Source organism: Sphingomonas sp. AC435 (assembly GCF_979253005.1).
This window is the reverse complement of record NZ_CEEDCJ010000003.1, coordinates 403,593-421,848: the sequence shown is the minus strand read 5'-3', so window position 1 is coordinate 421,848 and position 18,256 is coordinate 403,593. Positions and strand designations below refer to the sequence as shown.

The window sequence follows — 18,256 nt, the reverse complement described above, 5'->3', positions numbered from 1 at the left end:
GGACCGGGGCGCAACCCCGACCCGCCAGCCGCTCACGAGGGTCAGTCCTTGTCCTTGCCGATATCGGCGATCTCGCCCTTCAGTTCGACGATCGCGTCATCGATGCCGGCGACGGCCTCCTGACGGCCCTCTTCCGGCATAGCGCCGTTCACCGCCAGCGAGGCGCGGGTGGCATAAAGGCTGGCGAGGGCGGCATTCATCGCCTTACGCTGGATATCGTGCTGATCGGAGTCCGACAGCGCGCCGGCGCGGGCCGCGGCGGCGATCCGGTCGTTGCAGATAACGGTCGCATCGCGGCCGTTCTGGCGGCGTGTGATGACGAACGCCCGTGCCTCACCCGATCCGCAATTGGCGGAGGAGATATTCACCTCGGGCATAGCGGGTGCGACGGGGGGAACCGGCGGCACGGGAGGCACGGGACCTTGCGGTGCCACGGGCGGAACCGGCGGTACCGGCGGGATCGGCAACGCGTGGGTAGCGGCGTAGCGATCGGCCTCGGCCCCCTCGTACACCCGCGTCTTCCCATCCTTCACGATCACGACGCGCTTGACGTTGAGGGCGGCAGGAGCGGGAGCCGCGGGTGGAGCCGGCGGTGTGACGATCTTCACGCCCGTCGCGGCCTCGATCGTGCCGGTCACGGCGGCGGCGGCGCGGGTGCCCGATGCCGTGGCGACGAGGCCGGTGGCGACGAGGCCGAGCACGGCGGCGGCGCCGGTCATCAAACGGGTGCGCGAGACGCGCGAGTTGGTCAGCATCTTCAGTCTCCCTTTCAGATCGGCGATGGTGTGAAGGTGGCAGGCGGCGGACACCGCGCCACCATGCGCCGCCTTGACGATGGCGCAGGCATAGATGTGGCGGTCGGTACGGCTGCGGCCGGCGAGGACGCGGGCGTCGTTCGCCAGTTCCTGATCGCAGCGAAAGGCGCGGAAGGCCCGCCACGCGACCGGGTTGAACCAGTGCAGCGCGAGCACGCCGAGCGCCGCCCAGTTGGCGAACAGGTCGCCGCGGGCGTGGTGACCCAGTTCGTGCGCCAGCGCCAGTTCGCGCTCGTCCGCGTCGTAGCGATCGGCGAAATCGCGCGGGAAGGCGACGAAGCGGCGGCCCCTCTTGCCCAGGCCGGTACCGAAGGCGAGCGGGCCACTGGCGGCGGCGCTTTCGATCACGCGGATGCCGCCGACCTTGTCGACCAGCTTCGCCTCCGACAGAACGCGCGCGCAGAACCGGCGATGATTGACGAGGTGGAAGGCGAAGAACGCGGCGGCACCCAGCACCCACGCAGCGGCGACGATCATCCCCCAGGGCAAGCTGGACCACAGCGACGGCTCGACCGCGGCAACCGCAGCGGGCGCACGCGTCACCGGCGCGAGGCGCGCAGGCACGATCAGCACCGTGACCGCCTCGCTGGCGCGGGTGATCGGCATCGCCGCCTGCTCGCGCCAGTCGGCGGGCAGCGGCGGCAACAACAGTCGCAGCGCCGGCAGCGCCCAGAGCGCATACGCCACCTGCGGCCCAAAGGCGCGTCGGACGGGACCCCGCGCCAGCAGCACCGCGATCATCAACAGGGTCGACGCGATCAGCGCCTCCACCGCCCAACCCGTGACGTCGAAGCCGTTCATGCCTTCAACTCCTTCAGGATCGCCTCGATATCGGCGATATCGCGCTGGGTGAGTTCGTCGCGATCGGCGAGATGCGCGACCAGCGGCGTCAGGCGACCACCGAACAGCCGGTCCATCAGTCGCCGCGATTCGCCGGACACGTAATCCTCCCGCGCGACGACCGGGCGATAGAGGTAGCGGCGACCGTCCTCTTCATGCGCGATGACGTTCTTGGCGAGCAGACGACCCAGCAGCGTCTTGACGGTATTGCCGCTCCAGCCCTTCGCGGGATCGACCCGGTCGGCGACATCGCTCGCGGTCAAAGGCGATTCTTCCCACAGCACCTCCATAACGGCATGCTCGGCATCGCTGATGCGTTCGGTCACGACTCACTCCTAATCGACTACGGCTGTAATCGCATCGATTACGGCTGTAGTCAATCAGGTTGCCGCAGGTGACGGCCAGCCCCGTCGGCAGACCTTACACCTCTGATCCTCCGGCAATGACCGTTAACCGCTTCGCCCCGCAGTCACGGGCGATTCCGCGGAATTGGCACGCGCGCTGCAAGGATAGGTACAGCCGAAGCGTCAGCGCTTTCAGCAGGGTGGATCGGACGCTCGCACGGTCTCGCGCCGATCCACCCGCACCCGGCTCTTCGCCTATGCTAAAGCGTGGGGCCAAGCCCGCCGAGCGGCCTTCGAACGTCGCGGACAGCCGGACCGACGACGACAAGCGCCTTTGCTGCGAGACGATCGGGCGGTGGTCGCCAAACCGCGAGCCCACGACACTGGACAAGATGGACACGGGAAACGCGCCACGTGGCGATGCCCCCCCCCCCCGGCGGTGCGGATCGGCGACAGGCGATCATCCTCACCCGCCGCTGTCGTTCGCGGGAGCATCGCACACTCCCAGTCGGAATATCAGTCCGCGGGCTGCTCCGCGCCGAACAGGGCGGCCAGCTCACCGCTCTCGTACATCTCCATCATGATGTCCGATCCGCCGACGAATTCGCCCTTCACGTACAGCTGCGGGATCGTCGGCCAGTCCGAATAGGCCTTGATGCCCTGACGGATGCCCTGATCCTGCAACACGTCGACGCTTTCGAACTCCGCGCCGAGGTGGTTCAGGATCGCCACCGCGCGGCTGGAAAAGCCGCATTGCGGGAACAGCGGGCTGCCTTTCATGAACAGCACTGCGTCGTTGTTCTTCACTACCGCGTCGATGCGGGCCTGTGCGTCGTCGGTCATCTCGGTCATCCTTGGGTCATACGGTCTTCAGCCAATCGCCGTGGTGAGTTGCAGCGCATGCAGTTCGCCGCCCATCCGGCCGCCAAGCGCGGCATAGACGGCGCGGGTCTGCGCCACACGACTCATTCCGGCAAAGCTCTTCGCCACGACGCGCGCGGCGTAATGATCGCCATCCCCGGCCAGGTCGGTGATCTCCACCGCCGCATCGGGAATGGCGGCGCGGATCAGCGCGGCGATATCGTCGGCAGCCATCGGCACGGTGTTACTGCGCCTCCATCAACTGGCGGCGCGCCTCGATCGAACGGTCATCGAGCGCGCGGCGCACGATGCCCTCGTCGGTCTCGACGCCGGCCGCGGTCAGGTCGCCCATCAGCTTGCGGATCACGTCCTCGTCGCCCGCTTCCTCGAAATCGGCCTGTACGACCGCCTTGCAATAGGCGTCCGTCTCCGCTGGCGTCAGGTCCATTTGCTCCGCCGCCCAGACGCCGAGCAGCCGATTGCGGCGCGCGATGATGCGAAAGGCCATCTCCTCGTCGCGCGCGAACTTCGTCTCGAAAGCTCGCTGGCGGTCCTCGAAGCTGGTCATCGGCGCGGTGTCCCTTTCGTGATGCGGCGTAGTCTCCCGGAGATAGGGCGGCCGGACCGGCTGCGCAACGGAGTCGCGCTACAGCCCCTCGCCGCCCACCCATTGCGCGTGGCTCAGCCGCCGCGCGAGATCCCAGGCCTGTCGCCGGATGTCGGGCACCGCCACCACCTCCCACAGACCGCCCCGCGTCATCGGCCCGATGCAGCAGAGCGCGTCCTGCGCCTGCCCCGATCGATCGACCACGCGCGATTGCGCATCGACGTCGATGCCCAGTCGCAGCGGATCGGGCCGGATCGCTCCGCGCGTCGCCAGCGTCCGCAGCAGCGTGTCGTCGGTCCGCGTCAGGTCGCCCTGCGGCCCCGTGCAGTTGACGATACGCGCCGCGCGCAGCGTCTCTACCGCGTCGCCGTGGCGCGGACGCCAGTGGAGGCACACACCTTCGCCGTCCGCCTGGACCGTCGCGACCTTGCCCGCGACGAAGCGCAACCGGCCGCTCTCCACCAGCGCGTCAATGCGGTCGGCGACGGCCGGCGCGAGGCGGTGGCGATGCACGTCCCAGAACGGACGGACGTGGCGCAGGAAGCGCTTGCGCGTAGCGGCGTCGCTGGCCGACCACAGCCGCTGCGTGATCGGGCGCATCGCATCGACCGCCGCGCGCCACCCCTCAGTGGCCGCTCGATCGCGCAGCTGCCGGACGATCCCCGACAACGGCACGCCGGGCAGGTCCGTCTCGCCCTGAGGTGGCGGCAGCCCGTCGCGGTGCCGCCGCGGTCGCAGGCCCCGACGCGACATTGCTACGATGGAGCCGGCAAAGCCGCTCGCGTCGAGCTGCAGCGCGACGTCGATCGCGGTCAGGCCGGTGCCGAGCAGGATGACGCTGTCGTCCGCACCCAGCCCCTCGCCCGGGCGCGATCGCCACGGATCGTCGATATAACTGCCCTTCCTCAGCAGTGTCGGATCGACTCCCGGCGGCGTGTGCGGCGGCAGGTTCCCCGTCGCCAGCACGACGCTCTCCGCGGCGATGCGACGACCGTCCGCCAGCATCACGCCGTCCGCACCGAGGTCCACGACATCGCCCTCGATCAGCGTCAGCCGCGCATCGCGAACCGAGTCCAGCGTCTCGCGCAGGTACGCGCCATACAGGAGCCGCGGCACGAAGGCCTGCGCACCCCCCGCATCGCGGGCCTCCAGCCACTTTACGAAATGGCCGGGATCGTCGGGAAACGCGCTCATTCCGGCGGCGCGCACGTTGAGCAGGTGCGCGGGCTCGGTCGCGCTGTAGGCTACGCCGCGCGCGATCCGGTCGCCGGCACGCTCTACCAGCACGGCGTCCGGTCCGCCGAAGCGCAGCAGGTTGATGGCGAGCAGCGTGCCGCTGAACCCGCCACCGACGATCACCACGCGATCGGTCATGCGTCACCTCCATACGCCGGCAGCGCCAGTCGCCACCGCAGGGCCGCCGCCCGCAGCGCAAACCCGGCCGATGCTGCGATCACCGCCGCCGCCGTGATCGGCGTATCGAACTGCACGAGCGTCACGAACAGGCCGGATGCCAGCGCCGCGGCGGTCACGTACAGTTCCGGCCGCATCAGAATGGACGGCTCGCCTGCAAGCACGTCGCGGATGATGCCGCCGACGCACGCGGTCAGCACGCCCATCACCGCGGCGGGTACGGGCGGCACGCCGTACCCGATCGCCTTCGCCGCGCCGTAGACGGCGTAGGCCGCGAGCCCGACCGCATCGAACCATGCCAGCGCGGTGTCGGACCACCAGCGCTGCGGCGTCACCCAGATCACGACCGCCACGAACAGGCACAGCGCCGCGACGCGCGCGTCGTGGACCCAGAACACCGGCGCATCGATCAACAGGTCGCGCATCGTTCCACCGCCGACACCGGTGATGAGCGCGAAGAACGCCAGCGTCACGAACGTCTGCTGCCGCTTCGCCGCCGCCAGTGCGCCGGATGCCGCGAACACCGCCAGCCCCGCAAGGTCGACCCACGGCGCGATCAGCGGGATGACGGGTGCGGAGAGGACGGGCGGCAACATGCCGCCCGCCTATAAAGCATCCGGGCCACCGGCAACCGGCGATGATCCACAGCCTGTGGATAACGTGGATCATGGGGATAAATCGTTCCTGAACGGGAACGAACCCGAACGTTGTTTTCCGTTCATGCAACCGCCTTGCCCCGGAGGACGTTTCGGCTGCGTACTTTTCGAGAGGGAGTGTAAAATGCGTAAGATGATGCTCGCACTGGGATGCGCCGCGATGGTCGCCCCGAGCCTGATGGTGACGGTCAGCACGGCTGACGCGCAGCGCCGGTACAAGTATCGCGAGTGGCGCGACGATCGTGGCCGCGTCCGCTGCCGCAAACCAAACGGCACCACCGGTCTGGTCGTCGGCGGCGTTGCCGGCGCCCTGCTCGGCCGCACGATCGACACGCGTGGCGACCGTACGATCGGGACGCTGGGTGGTGCCGCCGCCGGTGCCCTCGCCGGCCGCGAGATCGACCGGGGCAGCAGCAACAAGCGCTGCCGCTAAGGTGTGACCGACACGGAAGGGGCGTCGCGATACAGTCGCGGCGCCCCTTTCTGCGTCTGCGAACCTTCCACGAACTGTCGGCCAAGTGAACACGACGTAGTTTTTGGTTCACGCAACTACAAAGCTGGCCTGACGGTTTGAATCACATCACAAGACGGAGAGTATTTCATGCGTATCGCGATCATGTCGGCCGTACTGGCCGCAACGACGTTTACGGCGATGCCTGCCATGGCGCAGGACAACCGCTATCAGGCCAATCGTGAATACCGCAACGAAGTCCGCGATGCGCAACGTGACTATCAGCGCGACCTGCGAAACGCCGACAGTCGCCGCGACGTGCGCGACGCCCGCCGCGAATATCGCGACGAGGTCCGCGACGCGCGCAAGGACCGCCGCGAGGATTTGCGCGACATTCGCAAGGACCGTCGTCAGGATGCGCGCGACTGGCGCGGCTATCGCAACTACGACTATAACCGGTTCGAGCGGGGTCAGCGCACCTATTACGCGGATCGCTACTACCGCGACGGCAGCTATTACCAGCCGCGCCGGCTCGGCCGCAACGACCGCATCTATCGCGGCGGCAACGGACGGTACTACTGCCGCCGGAACGACGGCACGACCGGCCTGATCGTCGGTGGCCTCGCGGGCGGTGCGCTCGGCAACCTCATTGCGGGCGGCGGGTCGCGCCTGCTCGGCACACTGATCGGTGCGGGCGGTGGCGCTCTGCTCGGTCAGTCGGTCGATCGCGGGCAGGTCGTCTGCCGCTGATCCTCGCGCCTCTGCGAGATCAGGAAGGGGAAGCAATCCAGGGCAACGCACCACGCCCTGGATTGCTTCGCTACGCTCGCAATGACGGAGAATCGGGCCTACCCGATCAGGCGTCGTCCCGCGCGGAACAGGCCGTCGACTGGAACCTCGATCCAGTCGGGCCGATTTGCGGCTTCGTAACCAACTTCGTACGCCGCCTTCGCGACGAGCAGCAGGTCGAGCCGCGCGGCATCCGGCGCCTCGCCCGCCTCCGCGACATACGCATCGAGGAATGCCTCGCGCGCATTGTGGCAGAAGGATGCGTAGCGATGCTCGGCCCGCAGCGCCTCGGTGTCCGGCCCCGGCGGGCGCGAGCGATCGGCGACGGCGGTGGCATAATCGAACGAGCGCAGGATGCCCGCCACGTCGCGAAGGGCCAGATCCTTGGCGCGGCGTTCGGCGAGCGGCTTGGCCGGCTGACCCTCGAAATCGATCAGCATCACGTCGCCGCCGGTCACCAGCACCTGTCCCAGATGCAGGTCGCCGTGGATGCGCGTCAGCCGTTCGCCGGCGGTAGCACGGGCTACGTCGCGCACTCGGGCGATCAGCGCGTCGCGGCGGGCCAGGAGATACTCCGCCGCTTCCCCGCTCAGGTGCGCATCGGCGATCCGCGCCAGCGCGTTCTCGACATCGGCGAGCACGTCGGCGGCGAGACGATCCGCACCCTCCCCCGACATCGTATCCGGCGCGAACGCCGCATCGTCGCTGGGGCGGGCCAGCACCGCATGCATCTGCGCCAGCCGCTTGCCCAACGTCTCCGCGAAGGTGCGGTAATTGGCGAAGGTCGACTCGTCGGCGATCGCCAGCCGCTCCAGCGTCGCCAGCGTCCACTGCCAGCCGTCGCCCTGATTGTGGACGAACCGCTGCGCCATCATCAGCAGCGTGTCGTCGGTGATCCGGCGAACCTCGCCCAATATCGGCGGCACCGCCTCGAACCCTTGCGCGACGAGATGGCGGACCATCTCCGCATCGGGATGGATGCCGCTTTCCAGCTTACGCAGCAGTTTCAGGACGACGCGTTCGCCCAGCACCATCGTGCTGTTGGACTGTTCCGCGGTCAGCCACTCGACCGCTTCGTCCGGCTGCACGTCGAGCCCGTCATAACCGGTAAAGGACAGTGCGGCATCGCCCTCTCCCAGGGTGGTGCCGGCGATCATTCCGCCCAGCACGCTGCGCGCGAATTCGCCGACCGCGAAGCCGTCGGTGAGCAGGCCGACGCGGCGGCCGCGACGGACACGCGCCATCGCCAGACTGCCCGCGAAACGCCCCTGCGTCTCGCCTTCCCACGCGATGCCCAGCGGCAGGGAGTAGCGATAGGCGCCGCGATCCGTCTCGACCTCGATCTCCGCGAGCAGCAGGTCCTCGACGCCGGGCAACGGATCGCAGCGGATCAGCCGCACCTCGTTCAGCGCCTCGTCCTTGGCCCCGAACCAGCGGCGCTGCGCGATGTAGGTCGGCAGCACGTCGCGCTCCAGCACGGAGCGGTTGGAGCCGATCGTCACGTCCTCCAGCTCCGGCCGCAGCACGAAGGTGAAGCGTTCCACCTCCAGCGACGGCGCGCTGGTCGCCCACGCCGGCGCGTTCGCCTGATCGCTGAGCACGAACCACAGGAAGCCGTAGGGCGGCAGCGTCAGCACATAGGGCTGCGGCCCGACCGCCGGAAACGCCACGCCGCCGGTCAGTTCGACCGGGGTCAGCCCCTCATGCTCCTGAAGGTCCAGTTCCACTGCCTGCGCGGTGCGGCCGAGGTTGAACACGCACAGGATGCGGTCGTCCTGATATTCGCGGATGTAGGCGAGGATCTTGCGGTTGGCGGGGCGCAGGAAACGCTGCGTCCCCCGGCCGAAGGCGGGATGCTCGCGCCGGACCGCCAGCATGCGCTTGACCGCGTTCAGCTGCGAATGGCCGTCGCGCTCCTGCGCCTCCACGTTCACCGCCTGATAGCCGTAGAGCGGGTCCATGATCGCGGGTAGCGTCAGTTGCGGCGGATCGGCGCGGCTGAAGCCGCCGTTGCGGTCGGGCGACCATTGCATCGGCGTGCGGACGCCGTCGCGGTCGCCGAGATGGATGTTGTCGCCCATCCCGATCTCGTCGCCGTAGTACAAGACCGGCGTGCCCGGCATCGTCAGCAGCAGCGCGTGCATCAACTCGATGCGCCGACGGTCCCGCTCCATCAGCGGCGCGAGGCGGCGGCGGATACCGAGATTGATCCGCGCGCGCCGGTCGGCGGCATAGGTGTTCCAGAGATAGTCCCGCTCCGAGTCGGTGACCATCTCCAGCGTCAGTTCGTCGTGGTTGCGCAGGAAGATCGCCCATTGGCAGTTCGCCGGAATATCGGGCGTCTGGCGCATGATGTCGGTGATCGGGAAGCGATCCTCCTGCGCCACCGCCATGTACATGCGCGGCATCAGGGGGAAGTGGAACGCCATGTGGCACTCGTCGCCCGCCTCGCCCGCCGCGGCGCTGTCGCCGAAATATTGTTGTGTGTCCTCCGGCCACATATTGGCTTCGGCGAGCAGCATCCGGTCAGGATATTCACGGTCGAGCGCGGCCCTGATCTTCTTCAGGACGTCGTGCGTCTCGGGCAGGTTCTCGTTCGAGGTGCCGTCACGCTCGATCAGATACGGGATCGCGTCCAGCCGCAGCCCGTCGACGCCGAGATCGAGCCAGAAGCGCATGACGCGCAGCACTTGCTCCAGCACCGCCGGATTGTCGAAGTTCAGGTCGGGCTGGTGCGAATAGAAGCGGTGCCAGAAGTACGCGCCCGCTTCATCGTCCCATGTCCAGTTCGACTTTTCGGTGTCGAGGAAGATGATGCGGGTGCCGCTGTAGAGCTTGTCGTCGTCGGACCAGACGTAGAAGGCGCGTTCCGGCGATCCCGGCGGGGCCTTGCGCGCGGCCTGGAACCACGGATGCTGGTCCGACGTGTGGTTGATGACGAGTTCGGTGACGACGCGGATGCCGCGATCGTGGGCCGCCGCGATGAACGCGGTCGCATCCTCCATCGTGCCGTAATCGGGGGACACGTCCTCGTACGCGGCGATGTCGTAGCCGTCGTCGCGCCGCGGGCTGGGATAGAAGGGCAGCAGCCAGATGCAGGTCACGCCGAGGTCGGCGATGTAATCCAGCTTCTGCAACAGCCCCTTGAAGTCGCCGATGCCGTCATTGTTGCTGTCGTAGAAGGATTTGACGTGGACCTGATAGATCACCGCGTCCTTGTACCAGAGCGGGTCCTTCATCGGATCGGTGACGGCGTCCGACTGCAACTCGCTCATGCGAAACCTCCGGGCGTCAGGCGCCAGATACGATAGGGCTGGTCGGGCTCGATGCGGATGAACTGATCCTTCCCGTACCAGCGGAAGCGCCAGCCCTCGCCCAGATCCTCGACATCGACGCTGGCATTATCGTCCAGCCCGAGCTCCCAGAGCGGAATCTGGAAATTGCATTCATGGCCGTTGTGCGGGTCGAGATTGACCATGACGCAGATGATCCCCTTTCCGTCCGGATCGGGCTTGCCGTACCAGATGATGTTGTCGTCGTTGGCGACGAAGAACTTGGTATTCAGATGCGTCTGAAGCGCCGGATATTGGCGACGGATGCGGTTGAGCATCGCGATGTCCATCGTGATGTTGCCCGGTGCGTTCCAGTCGCGCGGCTTGACGATGTACTTTTCGCTGTCGAGATATTCTTCCTTGCCCGGAATCGCCGCGGCCTCGCACAGCTCGAAGCCGGAATAGACGCCGAACAGGCCCGACAGCGTCGCCGCGAGCACGGCGCGGATGCGAAAGCCGGGCCGGCCGGAGGTCTGGAGATAGACCGGGTTGATATCTGGCGTGTTGACGAAGAAATGCGGCCGGTAGAACTCCTTGGGAGCCTCCGTCGTCAGTTCCTCGATATACTCGGTCAGCTCGTCCTTGCGGTCGCGCCACGTGAAATAGGTGTAGCTTTGCGAAAAGCCGACCTTCGCCAGCTGGTACATCATCGTCGGCCGCGTGAACGCCTCCGCGAGGAAGATCGTGTCGGGATGCTGCGCGCGAACTTCGCCGATCATCCACTCCCAGAACGGCAGCGGCTTGGTGTGCGGATTGTCGACGCGGAAGACCTTCACGCCGTGTTCGATCCACAACAGCACGACATTGCGCAACGCGACCCACAGGCCCGGGATCGCGTCGGGGCCGTAGAAATCGACGTTGACGATGTCCTGATATTTTTTCGGCGGGTTCTCCGCATACTTCATCGACCCGTCGGGTCGCCATGCGAACCAGCCGGGATGATCCTTCAGCCAGGGGTGATCCGGCGAACACTGGATCGCGAAGTCCAGCGCGACCTCCAGCCCGTGCGCCTTCGCCGCCTCCACCAGCCGCGCGAACGCCTCGAACCCGCCGAGTTCGGGATGCACCGCGTCGTGACCTCCGGCTTCCGAGCCGATCGCGTAGGGGCTGCCGGGGTCGTTCGGCCCCGGCGTCAGCGTGTTGTTCGGACCCTTGCGGTTGGTCTTGCCGATCGGGTGGATCGGCGGGAAATACAGCGTGTCGAAGCCCATGTCGCGAATCTGCGGGAGGCGCGGGATGACATCGTCGAACGTGCCGTGCTTCGTCGGATCGATGACCTGCGAGCGGGGAAACAGCTCGTACCAGCTGGAGAAGCGTGCCGCGAGGCGTTCGGCATCGATCAGGACCGTCGCCGAGCGCAACCGGTGCGGCCGGTCGTCCGCCGCCGTCATCAGTCGCGCGAGTTCGTCCGCCAGCAGCAGTTCGGCCCCTTCGCGCGCATCGTCACCGGCATCGACACGGTCGGCCCAGCGCAAAAGCTCGGCATTGCCGGTGCGCTTCGCCGCCGCACGCACGATGCCGCGGCCCTCCATGTAATCGACCGGCTGCGCCACGTCCGCACCCAGCTTCTTGGCGAAATCGCGCCGAAAGCCGCCGAACACGTCCAGCCACCCCTCGACCGCGAACTCGTGCCGGCCCAGCCGTTCGGGCACGAATACCGCGCGCCAGCGATCGGTCGGCAGCGCCGCCATCCGCACCGCGCGCCATTCGGTCTCGTCGGCGGGCCGCCACAATAGTTCGACCGCGAGTTGCTCATGCCCGTCGGTGAAGACGTTCGCCTCCACCGTCACCGCTTCGCCGGCGATCCGCTTGACCGGCCAGCCGCCGTCGACGCTGGGCGCGATCGTGTCGATCACCAGCCGCTCTGCCGGTTTGGTCGCACGATCCAGCGCGTCGGTTTTGGGCATCAGCAGAATCGGATCGAGCGCGCTGTGGCGCGTCGTCTGGGTGGCATCAGGCATCAACAAATTCCCCTCCGGTCCGCCGGCAACCGCCCGCGCGACCCTACGAACGTCTGAAGTCGGCGGAAGGGTCGGCTACTTCGCCGATTTTGCTTTCGGCGAGCGGGCTTTCTTCGCGGTCGGCTCCGCGGCGGTCGTCTGTGGTGGCTCTTTTGGCTTCGCGGCGCGCGACTTGCGGGCGGGCGGGGAGCCGGCCTGCAGTTCCTCGGTCAAGTCACCGCCGGCTTCGTCCCCCGCCGCCGAGGTGGCGGGTTCGGAGGCGTCGCCGCTGCCCCCCTGTGACGCCGCATGCCAGTGATGCTCGTCGCGACCGTGCGGACGGCCCTCCTCTTCCCAAAGCTGGTAGGCGCGGGTGCGAATCGCGTCATGGCGGTCGTCGGACATGCTCTGCTCCATCGAGTCTCGGGACGGTGGACGCCCCCTCAGGATGAAATAATCCGAACACCTCCCGGTTCCCGCGTCAATTGCGGCACGACCACATACGTATGGGGTGAGCCGCTCTCGCGTGCCGTAGCGGCAGTCCATAGCGGGAGGGCGGACGGCTGGCCTTCGCCGCCGATGCTGGTAGGAGCCGCGACCGGAGGGGCGGGGACGACGATGACGACGACGATCAGCGGGCCGATATGACGCCCTTCGCCGCGCATAGCCGTGATCTCGCCGCGCTGGCGGAGCGCGATCGGTACCGCAGCCTGCATCCGCGCGCGGGCATCGACTTCGCCTCGAACGATTATCTCGGGCTGGCTGGATCGCCGCGCCTACGCAATGCGGTCGCGGCGGCGATCGGGCGCGGCGTGGCGATCGGGTCCGGCGGATCGCGGCTCCTGCGCGGCAACGATCCGGAGCACGAAGCGCTGGAGACGGAGGCGGCTTCGTTCTTCGGCGCGGAATCGGCGCTGTATTTCTCCAGCGGCTTCGCTGCGAATGCGACCCTGCTCGCGACGCTGCCGCAGCGGGGCGACCTGATCGTCCACGACGCGCTGATCCATGCCAGCGCGCATGACGGCATGGCCCTCGCCCGCGCGCCACGGGTCATCGCGCGCCACAACGACGCGCAGTCGTTTGCCGACGCGATCGCGGGCTGGCGGGTCGCTGGCGGTGTCGGGACGCCGTGGATCGTGGTCGAGAGCCTCTACAGCATGGACGGCGACGGCGCGCCGCTGGACGCGCTGACCGCGGTCGCGGACCGATACGACGCAGTGCTGATCGTCGACGAAGCGCATGCGACGGGGGTGTTCGGGCCGGACGGACGCGGATTGCTCGGCGACCTGCCACGGGGCGATCGCGTCGTCAGCCTGCACACCTGCGGCAAGGCGCTGGGCTGCGAAGGCGCGCTGGTCTGCGGACCGCGCGTGGTGACGGATTTCCTCGTCAACCGCGGGCGGGGCTTCATCTTTTCCACCGCTCCTTCGCCCCTGATGGCCGCGGCGGTGCGGGAGGCGCTGCATATCCTGTCCGACGAACCCGAGCGCCGCACCGCACTGGCCGAACGCATCGCCACGGCGGAGCGCCTGCTGTCGCCGCTCGGCGCGACGGCGACGGGTTCGCAGATCCTGCCGCTGGTGCTGGGCGAGGACGCGCGGGCGATGCGCGTGGCGGGGGCGCTTCAGGCGGCGGGGCTGGACGTGCGCGGCATCCGCCCGCCGACGGTCCCGGCGGGAACGGCGCGGCTGCGGATCTCGCTGACGCTCAACATCGACACCGCCGATATCGAGCGGCTGGCCGACACGCTGGAGGAGGTTCTGCGGTGAACCACGCGATCGTCGTCACGGGCACCGATACCGATGTCGGCAAGACGGTGTTTGCCGCCGCCCTCGCCGGCGCGCTCGCCGCGCACTACTGGAAGCCGGTGCAGGCGGGCGACCTCGACCACGGCGATGCCGCGCGCGTCGCGTCGCTGTCTGGACTGCCGGCCGCGCACATCCTGTCCGAGGCATATCGGCTGACGACGCCTTGCTCTCCCCACCGCGCCGCCGCGATCGACGGCGTGACGATCGATCCCGACCGGTTGGAGCTCCCGCTGCACCGGCCGCTGGTGGTGGAGGGTGCGGGCGGCGCGCTCGTCCCGCTGGCGAGCGACTTGCTGTATGCAGACGTGTTCGCGAAGTGGGCGCAGCCGGTGGTGATCGTCGCGCGCACGGGGCTCGGCACGATCAATCACAGCCTGATGACGATCGAGGCGCTCCGCCACCGCGGCATCGCCGTTCTCGGCGTCGCGTTTTCGGGCGAGGCCGTCGAGGATAGCGAGGCGACGATCTGCCGGATCGGCCAAGTGAAGCGGCTCGGTCGCCTGCCCCGCCTCCCAATGCTCGATGCGGATACGCTGCGCGCGGCGTTCGCGGCGAACTTCGACATCGAGGATTTCGCATGAGTTCGCCGATCTGGCATCCCTTCACGCAGCATGGGCTGGGCGAGCCGATCCCGCTCGTCACGCACGGCGAGGGCGCGGTGCTGCATACCGACGACGGTCGCCGGATCGTCGATGCGATCTCGTCCTGGTGGGTGACGACGCACGGTCACGGCCACCCGCGGATCATGGCGGCGATCGCCGAGCAGTCGCAGCGGCTGGACCAGATCATCTTCGCTGGCTGGACGCATCAGCCCGCCGAAGACGTGGCGCTCGGACTGCTGGCGATCATGCCCCCGTCGCTGACGCGTGTGTTCTTTTCCGACTCGGGTTCGACCAGCGTCGAGGTCGCGCTGAAGATGGCGCTGGGTCACTTCGCGAACCGGGGCGAGCCGCGGACCCACATCGTCGTGATGCAGCACAGCTATCACGGCGACACGGTCGGCGGGATGTCGGTCGGCGCACGCGGGGTGTTCAGCGCCGCCTATGCGCCGCTGCTGTTCGATGTCGCCGTCATCCCCTTTCCCACGGCGGGTCACGAGCAGGAGACGCTGGAGGCGCTGGAGGCGGCGTGTCGCACGCAGCCGGCGGCGTTCATCGTCGAACCGCTGGTGCTCGGCGCGGGCGGGATGCTGATGTACGGCGCGGACACGTTGCGCGCGATGCACGCGATCTGCGCGAGGCACGGCGTGCTGTTCATCGCCGACGAGGTGATGACCGGCTGGGGCCGCACCGGCACGCTGCTCGCCTGCGAACAGGCGGAGATCGCACCCGATATCCTGTGCCTGTCGAAAGGATTGACCGGCGGTAGCCTGCCGCTGGCGGTGACGATGGCGAGCGAAGACATCTACCAGAGCCACTGGTCGGACGACCGCGCGCGGATGTTCTTCCACTCGTCCAGCTACACCGCCAACCCGATCGCGTGCGCCGCCGCAGTCGCGAACCTGGCGATCTGGCGTGACGAACCGGTGGGGGAGCGGGTATCCTCGCTGGCCGCGCGGCAGGCCGCACGGCTCGACCGACTGGCGGCGTTGCCCGGTGTAGCCGATGCCCGCTCGCTCGGCACGATCGCCGCGCTCGATCTGGAGGTGCCGGACGCTGGTTATCTGTCGGCGCTTGCCCCGCGGCTGTTGGCGCAGTTCCGCGACGCCGACCTGTTGCTGCGCCCGCTTGGCAACACGCTGTACGTCATGCCGCCCTACTGCATCGACGATGCCGACCTCGATCGCATCTACGACGCGCTTGGCGAGGCGGTCCTCCAGACGCAAAAAAGCCCCGGGATCCAGTAGGATACCGAGGCTTTTTGAATGGTGGGCGTGGCAAGGATTGAACTTGCGACCCCTGCGATGTCAACACAGTGCTCTACCACTGAGCTACACGCCCACAAAGGGGAAGCGCGCCTCTAGCGGCGGGTGCCGCGGAGCGCAAGCGCCTAATTCAGCCCGGCGAGATCCGTCTCGAACAGGCGATCGACCTCGGCCACCAAGTCGCGGAGATGGAAGGGCTTGGACAGGACGCGGGCGTTGGGCATCGCCTTGCCGGCCTTCAGCGTGACGGCGGCGAAACCCGTGATGAACATGACGCGCAGATTGGGCGAAACCTCCCCAGCACGCTGCGCCAGTTCGATGCCGTCCATTTCCGGCATGACGATGTCGGTCAGCAGCAGGTCGAAGGATTCCGTCTGGATCAGGGGCAGCGCGGCGGTGCCGCGATCGACCGCGGTCACGGCATAGCCGGACTTCTGCAACGCGCGCGTCAGATATTCGCGCATCACTTGGTCGTCTTCGGCCAGCAGGATTCGGATCATCGCTCGGTACTTCCCTCGTCGTCGAGCCGATGTAGCCACGGGACGGTTAAGATTTCCAGTCGAAAGGCTCACCACGTCGGACGGCCGCGACGGTCCTTCCCCTTGCCCGGATGCCGCGATAGCATGGTGCCCGATGCAGCTTTCGTTCGACCGCCACGGCGCCTGGCCGCCCGCCTCGCCGGTGGTCGTGTCGGTGCCGCATGCCGGGCGCGAGTATCCAGCGGCGCTGATCGACGCGTTGCGCGTGCCGGTCGCTTCGCTGCGCAGCCTGGAAGATCGGCGGGTCGATGCCGTCGCGCTGGCGGCATGCGGCGTGGAGACGATGCTGATCCAGCGGCGCGCACGCGCGTGGATCGACCTGAACCGCAGCGAGGACGAGCGCGACCCCCGCGTGGATGCCGGCGCGCCGCCGCTGCCGGCGGTGCCGTCAGCCAAGTTGCGCAGCGGCCTGGGCCTCGTGCCGCGACGGGCGGGCGGCGTGGGCGACATCTGGCGCGGGCGGTTCTCCGGCGCGGCGATCACCCAGCGGCTGGTGGAGGATCACCGCCCCTATCATGCTGCGCTGGACGAGGCGCTGACGGCGGCGCAGGCGCGATTCGGGGCAGCGGTGCTGCTCGACCTGCATTCGATGCCATCGCTCGGCCGAATGCAGCCGCGGATCGTGATCGGCGACCGGTTCGGCAGCGCAGCGGGATCGCGCTTCACGGCACGCGTCGAATCCGCGGTGGCGGCGACGGGGTTGCTGCACGGGCTGAACACCCCCTATCCCGGCGGCTTCGTGACGCAGGCGCACGGCCGGCCCGCGCTGGGCATCCACGCCGTCCAGCTCGAGATCGACCGCAGCCTGTACCTCGATGCGCGGCTGGACGATGTCGGTCCGGGCCTGTCTGTGGTCGTGGCGATGGTGCGTGCGGTGATCGACGCGCTGGCGGATGAAGCACTCGCGCAACCGCTGGCGCTGGCCGCCGAATAAAAAACCACCCCGCAGCGCGAAGCGTACGAGGTGGCCAAGGTTCAGGGAGGAGACACGCTAAAAGCGTGTCGTACGGCCTCGCGAAAGGGGGGACACGAAACCGTACATGGCATAAATGGGTAAGTGGCCGATTGGTTCAAGCCCGACCCGGAAAAAATGCATTTTTACAGGTCGCGTGCGTAACGATCTGCCGGGCGGGGCGACGACAGCCCGAGAACCGCCGCCGCCCCTTGGTGTTTACACGGTCTGCGGCAACGACGGCGGCGTCTTGCCCTGCTGGACCTGACGGCCGAAGACCTCCCGCATCAGCGCCAGCGAGAAGAGGTGTGCATAAAGGAGCGGCAGCATGCCGGACTGCTGCATCTTACGAAGCTGGTCGCCACGCAGGCCGTTCAGCTTCTCCTCGTTCACCATCTGAAAGCCGCGATAGATGAACGGCTGGCCGCCGGCGTCGGGCTGGATGCTGACTTCGCCTTCCATCAACAGGCCCAGCTCGCGCAATTCGCGCATGAAGTTCTGGGTCCGCTGGCCGGCCTGTTCGAACTGCTCGTTGAACGCCAGGATCTGCTTGGTGACCTCGGTCGGCTGGCCGTTCTCGAACAGCTTGTCGCCCTCGTCATACGCGCCGAGCACCGGGCTGCTCGGATCGAAGCAGAGCGACAGCTCCTCCGACTCCGGGCGCAGCCGCGCGAGCATGTACGGGTAGCGACGGACATAGGCCGGCACGTAGAAATTGTCGTCGACCAGCTTGCCGTCGTCACCGATGAAGACGTTCACCCCCTCGTTCAGGCCCATCAGGCCGAGCGGGATCGCGTCGTCGCCCACCGAAAACACGATCGGCATGAAACGCTGCACCAGCGCGAACTCGTCCGTAGTGATCGGGATCGCGTGCTGGCCGATCAGGTGCGGTGCGCTGTCCTGCGGCTGGATGCGGTAGTCGGCGTGAGTCTCGCTCGAAAGCGGCTCCAGACCATTATAGAAAAGCGGCAGTTGCGGCGCGCTGGCCATAAATCTCTCCGTCGTCTGTCGCAGGCCCGCCCCCCGATGGGCCGCCCGCCGATCG

The 18,256-nt window shown here is 67.9% G+C and carries 18 protein-coding genes and 1 tRNA gene; 6 read left to right on the top strand and 13 right to left on the bottom strand.

Going from position 1 to position 18,256, the window contains the following annotated elements; genetic code table 11:
• Positions 1-41: 41 nt before the first annotated feature.
• From AC0CH8_RS08435 to AC0CH8_RS08405, 7 genes are all read right to left on the bottom strand, one after another.
• The gene (locus AC0CH8_RS08435; RefSeq protein WP_465239488.1) at positions 42-1,616 is read right to left on the bottom strand and encodes a M56 family metallopeptidase; all 1,575 of its coding nucleotides are present in this window, start codon (positions 1,614-1,616) and stop codon (positions 42-44) included.
• Complete coding sequence (locus tag AC0CH8_RS08430) at positions 1,613-1,981, bottom strand: BlaI/MecI/CopY family transcriptional regulator (protein ID WP_465239487.1); 369 nt, start codon at positions 1,979-1,981, stop codon at positions 1,613-1,615. The genes AC0CH8_RS08435 and AC0CH8_RS08430 overlap by 4 nt, the downstream gene beginning before the upstream one ends.
• 534 nt (positions 1,982-2,515) lie before the next feature.
• Positions 2,516-2,842: a Grx4 family monothiol glutaredoxin gene (gene grxD, locus AC0CH8_RS08425; protein WP_204197490.1), complete on the bottom strand. Its 327-nt coding sequence runs from the start codon at positions 2,840-2,842 to the stop codon at positions 2,516-2,518.
• 27 nt (positions 2,843-2,869) lie between these two features.
• The gene (locus tag AC0CH8_RS08420) at positions 2,870-3,100 is read right to left on the bottom strand and encodes a BolA/IbaG family iron-sulfur metabolism protein (RefSeq protein WP_465239486.1); all 231 of its coding nucleotides are present in this window, start codon (positions 3,098-3,100) and stop codon (positions 2,870-2,872) included.
• 4 nt (positions 3,101-3,104) lie between these two features.
• Positions 3,105-3,428, bottom strand: coding sequence for a DUF1476 domain-containing protein (locus AC0CH8_RS08415; protein ID WP_204197488.1), 324 nt, complete (start codon positions 3,426-3,428; stop codon positions 3,105-3,107).
• A 78-nt stretch (positions 3,429-3,506) separates the two neighbouring features.
• The gene (locus AC0CH8_RS08410) at positions 3,507-4,841 is read right to left on the bottom strand and encodes an FAD/NAD(P)-binding protein (RefSeq protein ID WP_465239485.1); all 1,335 of its coding nucleotides are present in this window, start codon (positions 4,839-4,841) and stop codon (positions 3,507-3,509) included.
• Complete coding sequence (locus AC0CH8_RS08405; protein ID WP_465239484.1) at positions 4,838-5,476, bottom strand: trimeric intracellular cation channel family protein; 639 nt, start codon at positions 5,474-5,476, stop codon at positions 4,838-4,840. The genes AC0CH8_RS08410 and AC0CH8_RS08405 overlap by 4 nt, the downstream gene beginning before the upstream one ends.
• Positions 5,477-5,660: 184 nt before the next feature.
• Between AC0CH8_RS08405 and AC0CH8_RS08400 the strand changes: the two genes are divergently transcribed.
• Together AC0CH8_RS08400 and AC0CH8_RS08395 are read left to right on the top strand one after the other, a co-directional pair.
• Positions 5,661-5,969, top strand: coding sequence for a glycine zipper 2TM domain-containing protein (locus tag AC0CH8_RS08400; RefSeq protein WP_055841471.1), 309 nt, complete (start codon positions 5,661-5,663; stop codon positions 5,967-5,969).
• 168 nt (positions 5,970-6,137) lie between these two features.
• The gene (locus AC0CH8_RS08395) at positions 6,138-6,737 is read left to right on the top strand and encodes a glycine zipper 2TM domain-containing protein (protein ID WP_465239483.1); all 600 of its coding nucleotides are present in this window, start codon (positions 6,138-6,140) and stop codon (positions 6,735-6,737) included.
• Positions 6,738-6,835: 98 nt separating this feature from the next.
• Here the strand turns inward: AC0CH8_RS08395 and treS are convergent, their stop codons facing one another.
• The 3 genes from treS to AC0CH8_RS08380 all read right to left on the bottom strand — a co-directional run bounded on the left by treS (position 6,836) and on the right by AC0CH8_RS08380 (position 12,453).
• Complete coding sequence (treS, locus tag AC0CH8_RS08390; RefSeq protein ID WP_465239482.1) at positions 6,836-10,051, bottom strand: maltose alpha-D-glucosyltransferase; 3,216 nt, start codon at positions 10,049-10,051, stop codon at positions 6,836-6,838.
• Positions 10,048-12,069, bottom strand: coding sequence for an alpha-1,4-glucan--maltose-1-phosphate maltosyltransferase (locus tag AC0CH8_RS08385; protein ID WP_465239481.1), 2,022 nt, complete (start codon positions 12,067-12,069; stop codon positions 10,048-10,050). Before AC0CH8_RS08385 ends, treS begins: the two co-directional genes overlap by 4 nt.
• Positions 12,070-12,144: 75 nt before the next feature.
• Positions 12,145-12,453 (bottom strand): DUF2934 domain-containing protein, encoded by a 309-nt coding sequence (locus tag AC0CH8_RS08380; protein WP_465239480.1) that lies wholly within the window; start codon positions 12,451-12,453, stop codon positions 12,145-12,147.
• 239 nt (positions 12,454-12,692) lie between these two features.
• On the opposite strand from AC0CH8_RS08380, the gene AC0CH8_RS08375 reads away from it, so the two are divergent.
• Genes AC0CH8_RS08375 through AC0CH8_RS08365 form a run of 3 tightly spaced genes read left to right on the top strand, consistent with a single transcriptional unit; the run spans position 12,693 to position 15,702 of the window.
• The gene (locus AC0CH8_RS08375) at positions 12,693-13,817 is read left to right on the top strand and encodes an 8-amino-7-oxononanoate synthase (RefSeq protein ID WP_465239479.1); all 1,125 of its coding nucleotides are present in this window, start codon (positions 12,693-12,695) and stop codon (positions 13,815-13,817) included.
• On the top strand, positions 13,814-14,437 hold the full coding sequence (bioD, locus tag AC0CH8_RS08370) for a dethiobiotin synthase (protein WP_465239478.1): 624 nt from the start codon (positions 13,814-13,816) through the stop codon (positions 14,435-14,437). Before AC0CH8_RS08375 ends, bioD begins: the two co-directional genes overlap by 4 nt.
• Positions 14,434-15,702 carry an adenosylmethionine--8-amino-7-oxononanoate transaminase gene (locus AC0CH8_RS08365; RefSeq protein WP_465239477.1) on the top strand — a complete coding sequence of 423 codons (1,269 nt, stop codon included), beginning with the start codon at positions 14,434-14,436 and terminating at the stop codon, positions 15,700-15,702. The genes bioD and AC0CH8_RS08365 overlap by 4 nt, the downstream gene beginning before the upstream one ends.
• A 19-nt stretch (positions 15,703-15,721) precedes the next feature.
• Here AC0CH8_RS08365 and AC0CH8_RS08360 read toward each other — a convergent pair.
• Both AC0CH8_RS08360 and cpdR read right to left on the bottom strand, forming a co-directional pair.
• A tRNA-Val gene (locus AC0CH8_RS08360) sits at positions 15,722-15,796 on the bottom strand.
• A gap of 49 nt (positions 15,797-15,845) precedes the next feature.
• Positions 15,846-16,220, bottom strand: a complete 375-nt coding sequence (gene cpdR / locus AC0CH8_RS08355) for a cell cycle two-component system response regulator CpdR (protein ID WP_204195880.1) — start codon at positions 16,218-16,220, stop codon at positions 15,846-15,848.
• A 133-nt stretch (positions 16,221-16,353) separates the two neighbouring features.
• On the opposite strand from cpdR, the gene AC0CH8_RS08350 reads away from it, so the two are divergent.
• Positions 16,354-17,193 (top strand): N-formylglutamate amidohydrolase, encoded by an 840-nt coding sequence (locus AC0CH8_RS08350; RefSeq protein ID WP_465239476.1) that lies wholly within the window; start codon positions 16,354-16,356, stop codon positions 17,191-17,193.
• Positions 17,194-17,430: 237 nt separating this feature from the next.
• Here AC0CH8_RS08350 and AC0CH8_RS08345 read toward each other — a convergent pair whose 3' ends face one another.
• On the bottom strand, positions 17,431-18,201 hold the full coding sequence (locus tag AC0CH8_RS08345) for a SapC family protein (RefSeq protein ID WP_465239475.1): 771 nt from the start codon (positions 18,199-18,201) through the stop codon (positions 17,431-17,433).
• Positions 18,202-18,256 lie beyond the last annotated feature (55 nt).